At 46.0% G+C, this 7068-nt stretch carries 9 protein-coding genes; 3 read left to right on the top strand and 6 right to left on the bottom strand.

The window, feature by feature from the left end:
- The 3 genes from CMM32_09400 to soxX form a co-directional block, all read right to left on the bottom strand.
- Positions 1-218, bottom strand: a 218-nt coding sequence (locus CMM32_09400; GenBank protein ID MBT07109.1) for a thiosulfate oxidation carrier complex protein SoxZ, incomplete at its 3' end; no start/stop codon positions are given.
- Positions 219-230: 12 nt separating this feature from the next.
- Complete coding sequence (locus CMM32_09395) at positions 231-788, bottom strand: hypothetical protein (GenBank protein ID MBT07108.1); 558 nt, start codon at positions 786-788, stop codon at positions 231-233.
- Between the two features lie 76 nt (positions 789-864).
- Positions 865-1368 carry a sulfur oxidation c-type cytochrome SoxX gene (gene soxX / locus CMM32_09390; GenBank protein MBT07107.1) on the bottom strand — a complete coding sequence of 168 codons (504 nt, stop codon included), beginning with the start codon at positions 1366-1368 and terminating at the stop codon, positions 865-867.
- A 393-nt stretch (positions 1369-1761) separates the two neighbouring features.
- Between soxX and CMM32_09385 the strand changes: the two genes are divergently transcribed.
- Complete coding sequence (locus tag CMM32_09385) at positions 1762-2214, top strand: (2Fe-2S)-binding protein (protein ID MBT07106.1); 453 nt, start codon at positions 1762-1764, stop codon at positions 2212-2214.
- A 4-nt stretch (positions 2215-2218) separates the two neighbouring features.
- Positions 2219-4495: an aldehyde dehydrogenase gene (locus CMM32_09380; protein MBT07105.1), complete on the top strand. Its 2277-nt coding sequence runs from the start codon at positions 2219-2221 to the stop codon at positions 4493-4495.
- A gap of 55 nt (positions 4496-4550) precedes the next feature.
- Here the strand turns inward: CMM32_09380 and CMM32_09375 are convergent, their stop codons facing one another.
- Positions 4551-5048, bottom strand: coding sequence for a hypothetical protein (locus tag CMM32_09375; protein ID MBT07104.1), 498 nt, complete (start codon positions 5046-5048; stop codon positions 4551-4553).
- A gap of 200 nt (positions 5049-5248) precedes the next feature.
- Between CMM32_09375 and CMM32_09370 the strand changes: the two genes are divergently transcribed.
- Entirely contained in the window at positions 5249-5752 is a 504-nt protein-coding gene (locus tag CMM32_09370) for a hypothetical protein (GenBank protein ID MBT07103.1), read from the top strand.
- Between the two features lie 95 nt (positions 5753-5847).
- Here CMM32_09370 and CMM32_09365 read toward each other — a convergent pair whose 3' ends face one another.
- Together CMM32_09365 and CMM32_09360 are read right to left on the bottom strand one after the other, a co-directional pair.
- Positions 5848-6720, bottom strand: a complete 873-nt coding sequence (locus CMM32_09365; GenBank protein MBT07102.1) for a hypothetical protein — start codon at positions 6718-6720, stop codon at positions 5848-5850.
- A gap of 138 nt (positions 6721-6858) precedes the next feature.
- The coding region (locus CMM32_09360; GenBank protein ID MBT07101.1) for a hypothetical protein at positions 6859-7068 on the bottom strand (210 nt) is incomplete at its 5' end.

Genomic DNA, 7068 nt, shown 5'->3' with positions numbered 1-7068 from the left:
GCGGAGACCCCGGAGTACCAATCAGATACAAAAACTTCTACGCCATTATAACGACAAATTAGCTTATTTAAGATAAAGCGGGGATATACGACCATACTGTTAGGGTTCAACCGCACTCCTGGCTCCATTTCATGCTCAGCAAGTGCCTTGATCGTTAGCAGATCTCCCCGCTTAGCTGGGTTTGGGGTTATTTTTATCCGTCTATTTCTATCTACCATACCTTTGCCGTATCAGTTACATGCGCCTAGAGTTACATTTACGGTTTTTTCGGTTAAACCGACAGAGCCATCACTCATGTTAGCAAGGACTACTAATGGTGCGGTAGTTCGCATTCGAATACGTGTAGTGATTCGAGCTCTTCCGCAGGCGGGGCTAAATCTGTATTTAGCTATTTCTGGAAATGGGTTTTCAAGAGCTAAAAGATGAACCAGTTTTGGGTAGTCAGTTTTTGTCATCGCGCATTTTATATCAATCGACACGGGTACAGCTGATCCATTCTCCGCGATGTCTGGAGCNTCAAGCTTTATTATATTGGTACGAGGTGTTCGGTCCCTGATAATGTGTCTTACGATTCGCTCGGCCTCGGCACGGTCTGCCTCAACACGGAACGTCTGCCGGAAACTTTGGAAGCGATCTCGGAAGGGATTGCCTTGGTAATCAAAATTTTCCGCTTGGCTTTTTTTTATGTTGATCAGTAGGGTGGGTACTCCTGCTAGCAGCGTTAAGATGTTGCGCCGCCTCCAAGTTCTGGGAGGNAAATCCCGCCNATCAGGAATAGGTTTATTCATAGCTTTCTTCTATCTATCCAGATTGAATATCTCGCTGACGCAAANTCAATTCCCTATAATAGTACATTTTNTTNGATTAAGGCNCCTTATCTTTCAAGGTCAGTAGGTAGGCAATAACATCCTCAATCTGTTGGGCGTTTAAAATAGGTCTGCCGGTATACTTTTTTCCTACTCTATTTAGCCCAGTTGTCTTGTAAAAGGCTGGCATTATGGTTTCAGGGTTGAGTTGTTTGGGGTCGACTAGCCGTAATCGGAGTTGGGCTTCATCATAGTATGAGCCGACTTGGGATAAATCAGGTCCCAGGTTTCCGTGAAACTGTTCCTCAGGTATGGGTGCTGTGTGACAGGCAAGGCAATTGCCGCCTCGTCCGGCTACAATTTGTCGCCCCCGAGATGGAACCCCAGGTGACTTTGTTAAAGGCGTTATTATCCTGTCAGCTTCGACCGTATAAGCTCGCGAAAAACCTTGATCGCTTGCGTTCACCCTATCTTGTGAAGGGTGGCTAAAAGTAATGCCGCTGAATGCCAACAAGGCTGTGGGAAGGATCTTAAATGGACGAAGCTGTAATAAGAAATTCATGATTTTGTGCACCTATGTAAGCATTATTAAACTTCTTGAGTTATGAATAAAGCTCAATGGATTGTTCGGGAAGCAGCGTGGAAGTAGGTAACTGCCTGCAAGGAAAGGGCAATTTTGTAAGACTATTTCCAACACAATCAAGCAGTTGGGGCGAAACCACCTCGCGGGACTTTAGAAAAGGCCAACCTAAAGCATAAATTGGTTGGTCACGGCGCTATTTTTCGCTACATTTTGTATCACTCAGGCCTAAGAGGCCTGAAATTGATNATGCTATAATTTTTGGTGCATCAATAATGACGGCTTTGTATGACGGCTAGTTGATCTAATTATCTAGGGCTCAGGTATACGATGTAGCNCCAATATTTGGCTTTTATTATGTCCGAGGAGGGTAAATTGGCAATTTTAAACGTTAACGGTGTGAAGCATGCCGTAGATGCCCCTGGAGATACACCACTATTGTGGATCATTCGGGAATATCTGCGACTAACTGGAACTAAGTTTGGCTGTGGTATCGCACAATGCGGTGCATGCACGGTTCATATAGATGGGGAGGCGGTACGATCATGTCAAACGGCTTTGTCGGACGCCGTCGGCAAGACTGTAACAACAATTGAGGGGTTAGATCCTAAAGGCGAGCACCCCTTGCAGAAAGCTTGGGTCTCGGAGCAGGTCCCACAGTGTGGGTACTGCCAATCAGGACAAATTATGCAGGCGGCATCCTTACTGAGTGAGAACAANAATCCCAGTGATGAGGATATTGTCGATGCAATGAGCGGCAATCTTTGTCGTTGCATGTCGTACATTCGTATTAAGCGAGCTATTAAACGCGCAGCGATGGAGGTATAGGCAAATGACAAAGCATAGTAATGGGTTGCGGCGTCGGGAATTCTTAGTTGGTTCTACCACGGCCGGGGCTGGTTTAATGTTTGGCTTTTCTTTAGGGACCAAACTTTCCGGTGGNGCCGGTGAAGCTTTTGCAGCAGGAAATTTTGACCATGGGCTATTCCTGACAATGAATTCGTCAGGAATTACTACTATTCACATAACTAAATGTGAGGGTGGTCAGCATATTGGTACTGCGATGGCTCAGATGGTAGTTGAAGAACTAGAGTTAGATTGGAAGGACGTTCGTATTGATTACCCAGATAGCCATGAAAAATGGGGTTTAATGCTAACTGGCGGAAGTTGGAGCGTTAACTGGACCTTCGATCAGATGTCCCGTGTGGGTGCCTCGGCCAGAATAGCCTTGGTTGATGCNGGAGCCAAAATGTTGGGTGTGACGGCNGCAGAGTGTTCAGCTTCNAATAGTGTGGTAACGCATGGAGACTCAGGTAGGAGCATCACCTATGGACAAATTGTTGCCGGCGGCAACATAGATCGCTCTTTCTCTGAGGAAGAGTATAAGGCCATATCCCTTAAGAAGTTTGGCGAGTATAAGGTGGTCGGCAAACCGGTCGCTGCACTTGATATTCCTGCTAAGGTCGATGGCAGTGCTGGGTACGGAATTGATGTTTTTCTTCCCGGAATGGTTTACGCGCGTTGGCTAAGCCCACCAGTNCGGTATGGTGCTACTCCTAAGTCAGTTGACGACTCTGCAGCTAAGTCTGTGGATGGTTACATTAAGACTATAATGGTTCCAGGTACTTCCATGCAGAATGGTTACGCCCTGGCCATTGCTGAGACAAAGCACGCAGTTGATGCGGCCGCAGCAACTATTCAAGTTGAATGGGAGCATGGGNAATTTGCTAATATAAGCAGTGAAAGCCTCTTGGAAGAGTCGCGAAAGCTTATTGATGATAAAGACGCTGGGGTGGCATGGGTGCTGGATGGAGATGTTGAGGCTGGTTTTAGCGCCTCAACCGATGTCCATGAAGCCGAGTATACAACCAGTATTTTGGCCCATGCCTGTATGGAGCCGATGAACTGTGTGGCGACGGAGCAAGATGGTACCTACCATATATTTGTTGGAACACAGTGGGCAACCCGGTGNGTGCCATTGATAGCCGAGGCGGTTGGNGTCGATCCAGCGAATGTGGTGATTCACCAGCANTATCTTGGGGGNTTCTTCGGNCGTCGTGGCGAAGCAGATGAGATGGTGCAAGCGGCTATGGCTTCCAAGGATCTAGGAAGACCTGTTAAACTGATCTACTCGCGTGAAGATGATATCCGAATGGATTTTCATCGTAGCCCCACGGTTCAAAGGATTAAAGGTGGGGTGGACTCTGATGGAAAATATGTTGCAATAGAACATGCTGTGGCTGGTGGTTGGTCCACAAAACGTGCGGCCCCAGGTTTTCTAGGTGAGTCAGTAGATAAAAAAGGTAAGGTAGATTCGTTTTCTGTGAATGGGTCTGATTTTTGGTATACGGTGCCCAATCATCACGTGCGTGCAATAGAAAATGAAACGGCTACTCAGGCGTTACCGCCAGGTTTTTGGCGATCTGTAGCGCCAGGCTGGACCTTCTTTGCCACGGAGTCATATATAGATGAAATGGCGAGGAAAATTGGCAAAGATCCTTTGCTGATGCGTGTGGATATGCTTGATGCGGCAGGTAAGAACGCTGGTGCTCCACCAAACAGTGTGGGGGGCGCAAAACGCCTGCGTAACACTTTGATGGCTGCTGCTGGCCGATCCGGATTTGGCACCAAACCCCTGGGTGAAAATACGGGCATGGGCTTATCATGTGTGAGTGCCCAAGAGCGTGGGTCGCCATCTTGGACGGCTTGCGTGGCCGAAGTGCATGTTGATCCTTCTAGCGGAGATCCTACTGTCCAAAAGCTTACAATTGCTATGGACGTCGGTACGGTTGTTAATCCGGATGGCGCAAGAGCGCAGATAGAGGGAGCAGCCCTTTGGGGACTAAGTCAAACTTTGTATGAGCAGCTAAGTATGAGTAATGGCGGGATTGAGCAAGGCAACTTCGATGAATATGAGATGTTGCGTATGGATCAAGTTCCAGAGATTGATATTGTTCTTATTGAGCAAGGCCAATATCCGTCTGGAATAGGTGAGCCTGCTACTGCTGTTGTGCCGGCTGCTATAGCGAATGCGATTGATGACGCAGTGGGCGCCCGGGTGCGTAGCTTGCCAATCACCGCTGATGCAATAAAGGCGGCGATGGCTTAGACAAAGTTAAATAGTAGTGATATGCGATTAGTGGCGCCCTTTGGGCGCCACTTTTCTACTGGAAGTCATCAAGGATTGTCCGGGATCTATTTTTACCCGTGTTACTTGTAAGTTTCTCTTGTAGCTTTTGGAGTACAGCAACACTTGCTTGTGGTTGGCACCACCCATGCTCTTTTCCATTGAGCAAGTGAACAAAATTTTTTCGATCTAAAGAATTGACTCCTAGATTGTTTTTCCAGAAGATTTTTTGTGCTCCGTAAATTGTTACTAAGGTGTAATGGGATGCCTCGGTCTCCTCAGGTACCATAAGGTCACCATTATCAATTTGTACAGTTCTTGTTTTAAAGTCGTCAAAAATAATTCCATAGTAGAGCTCGTTAGAGTTTTTATCGTTGTAGAGACAGAACATGGATCTTTCTTCCCATAGATCTCCGGAGGAATAATTTGGAGGTATATCGGGAAAGGGTAAAGTTCCTTCGCTAATGGTATGCACCAGAGAAAGAAGAACTATACTCAACTTAACATCTACTGTGAGGGCAAAGAGATTTAACACTTGTTAACCTTCTTATTTAGCAAAGTGCCTTGTTGTTATCTTTAGGCTATCATGAGAGCTTAGCTTATGTGATCCGGTATGGCGATAAAATCATAAAAGGTAATAGTACGGACATAGAAATTCGTATAATAAAGAGATGTGTGCGCAACAAATGCGCGGGGCAAAACGGATGTTAGTCAATAATTTGTGGGAGGTGAGAAATGATCAAAAATTTAACTAGCTTAATTGGATTGGGATTTGTGGTTGTAGCTATGAATTCGCATGCTATCGCGGAGTCGGGCGCTTCGTGGGAAAGCACGACGGCAGTTATGGCTGAGATTGATATCACTGAGACGGGCGAGGGAGCGAAGGTTTTCTCGTACAAGAATCATGGATTTCTGCTAAGTGCTGCGGAGGGGGATGGAGTGATGACCTGCACGGGAGGTGGGGTAATTACAGATGCTGGGACTATGCTCCGCTTGGCATGTGAGATAACGGATCGCGATGGAGATAAACGGTATCTCTTGGTAGATCGGTCTGCCAAGGATGCCTTTGCCGAGGGTCAGGGGTATTTAAAAAGTGCTGGTGGGACGGGAAAACATGCTAATCGGAAGTATGAGTGCCACTACGAATTTTCCTATATGCCTAAAATTGCAGATTTACCATATGCTCCGGTGGTGACAGCTAATATGTGCACCGGTGACCTTCCTGGGGTGGCAGAGTAAGGGTATAACTATCTGAGGTTTGGCCTGCGAGGGTTTTCTTAAGTAAGAATCCTCGCAGGATTTTGTCTGACGCATACCGGTAAGTGGTCGGCTATTTAAATTTGGCCTATAAAATTGTCCTGCCCTGGGCGGTACCCTCGATTACTTTGCTCAGGATTACGATTTATTAGAGGGCGGGAATAGAGCGGATGGGTTGCACTTCGTACCTCGTGTTCAATTTCAAAAAGAGTTTTTCCGGTATCGAGGTCAATAATATCGGTGAATCTCCACTCGTACTCATCCGTTTCCATTGAAATAAGTCCACGCTCTTTGAGTTTTTCATACGGTCCTGCAAAGTCAGATATATATATTGCAATGTGGTGGCCATCATATTGATTCTGTTTAGAATCAGTCTCTAAAAAATGTAGGAATTGTGATTTCCCAGTTTTTATAGAAGCACATTCATTACTATGAATAGTTTTTAACTCGACGGTTGCTCCAAAAATTTCATCATAAAATTTGCCAATTTTCTCAGTGGTACCCCGTGGTATATCCAGTTCTACATAGGGCATCCCAATATCTATCGTGCCATATTTGGAAGCAGGCTCGTGGATCTTGAAGTTATTGCCCCAGGGACACGTAGCTTTGATGTGGTCGTTTTTCCGCGTATAGGAGAATGCCGTGTTTTCCAAATAAGGGGCTACATCGGCAAGTGATGATTCAACTGCTGCTAAATTGGGAACTACAAACCCAACGGTGCCTCTTAATTTTTGAGCTATTGGGTTTCGACTGGGAAGGTGGATTTGGCAACGTCCCATATTCACCCACATGTTGTCTACGCCATTCATAATGAACGGATCGCGAGTGAATTGTAGTCCCACAATATAAAATAGGGTTGCTAGTTTCTGGTTTGGTATTGCCAGGTTTACATGCTCCATGTGGAGGATATTTCCAAGGGATTCCTGTGAACGGTCAAAATTACTTGTCATATCGTTTGGGTCCAAATGTGCAGGTGACTAGTATAGCAAAGTTTAATATGGCTTCCAGGAGACCTTTCTTGTGAGGCATGAGGGCCAATAACCACGTGCTGATCTTAGCTTTGGGTATCCTTGAGGAGAAGAAATACCTTAGCTTATATTTTTTGTCGGAGTTGCCTCTTTAGCCACGGCTGCGAGGATTACCACTCCCTTACCGCCTGTTTCTTCTGTGTGCATAATGCCGCTATCCAGCTGGAACTCATCCCCAGGTCTTAGATTATATTCCCGACAATCGGTTACAATTTTTATGTTACCTTGCATAATTATCACGTCGGCATCGTATGGATGGCTATGGGTAGC

Source organism: Rhodospirillaceae bacterium, from assembly GCA_002728255.1.
Lineage (GTDB): Bacteria > Pseudomonadota > Alphaproteobacteria > UBA7887 > UBA7887.
The sequence above is the reverse complement of the archived record's forward strand: the minus strand, read 5'-3'. Positions and strand labels throughout refer to the sequence as shown.